The organism is Bartonella sp. AD328YNZD, assembly GCF_042196425.1.
Window position 1 is genome coordinate 1 of the sequence record NZ_JBHIQG010000501.1, and the last position, 1,346, is coordinate 1,346.

Genomic DNA, 1,346 nt, shown 5'->3' on the forward strand with positions numbered 1-1,346 from the left:
AGTTTGAATGGACATGAAGGCGCATTACTTACAGAAAATGGTGGACGTATTGAAATTACGGATGTTACTCTAACAACCGATAACTTCGGAAACGGTGCAAATGCCCATGGCTTTGGAAGCATAATTGAATTAAAAGGCAAAACAAGCATTGAAAAAGTTAGAGACGGACTGAGAGCAGAAAAAGGTGGTAAAATCACCAGCGAAGATTTAACAATAACTGCTTATGAAAACCAAGAATACGGCACTTCTGGTATAATAGCCATTGATCCCAATAGTGAAATTCAATTAAAGGGGCATACAACCTTTGAAAAAGTTTCGTACGGTCTTGGAGCCTATAATGGTGGTAAAATTACCAGCGGAGATTTAACAATAGTCGGTGGTAAAGCAATTAATGACAACCCCAATGAAGCACGATCTGGTGTATGGACAGCGGGCTCTGGGAGTGAAATTCAGTTAACGGGCAAAACAACCATTCAAAATTTTGATGAAGGTCTTTATGCAGAGAATGGAAGTAAAATTATTAGCGGAGATTTAACAATAATCGGTGGTGAGTCCGAAGCAGCAACCGTTGGTGTAAACACTTGGGAGGCTGACAGTATAGTTGAATTAAATGGCAAAACAACCATTCAAAATGTTGATGTTGGTCTCGCTATTGGTAAAGATAGCACAATTAAGATGATTAATGGCGCTATTGATGCTAATTCTAAAGGTCTAGATACCCAATCCGACACCCTTCAGAATGGGAAGAAAAATAAAATAGAAGCAAAAAAAGTTGCAATGGTTGTAATAAATGGCGGCCATATTGATCTAACGGATGTTTCTGCAAAAGTAGGAATCAGTGGCTTACAGTTCTTAGCTGTCTCTGATATTGATAAAAATGAATCAGATGATCCACAAAAACACCAAAGTAGTGAGATCAATCTGACTAATGCAGAGCTTCATGCTGAAAATGGTACTGGAATTTTTGTTGGAGCTTTTACTAACGATAACATTGAAGATATTCCAGGTTTGTCAATCGGTACAGTCAATCTCAAAAATTCAGAAATCCATGCCGACGTATTATTAGGAGATGGTATTTTCGAAAATCCAAAATCTTGGGGAACCGATAATTATTGGAATGATAAAGAGGTTAAAGCGATCTCCAACGGCACCTTCACCTTAAGCACTGATCAGTCTACTCTAGAAGGCAGAGCAAATATTGCTAAAGACAGAAATGTGCACTTTGATTTAAAAAACAATACAACGTGGACGTTGAAAATCAGCAAAAATGAAAAAGATGATGATGGCAATCTGCTTGATATCGCTCAAAGATCTCGTTCTGATGTTTCTGTGCTTAATCTCGATAA

At 37.8% G+C, this 1,346-nt stretch carries 1 pseudogene; it reads left to right on the forward strand.

The annotated features are described in order from the left end of the window. Positions 1–1,346, forward strand: a pseudogene (locus ACFIO3_RS13200) (autotransporter outer membrane beta-barrel domain-containing protein); the annotation flags it as partial.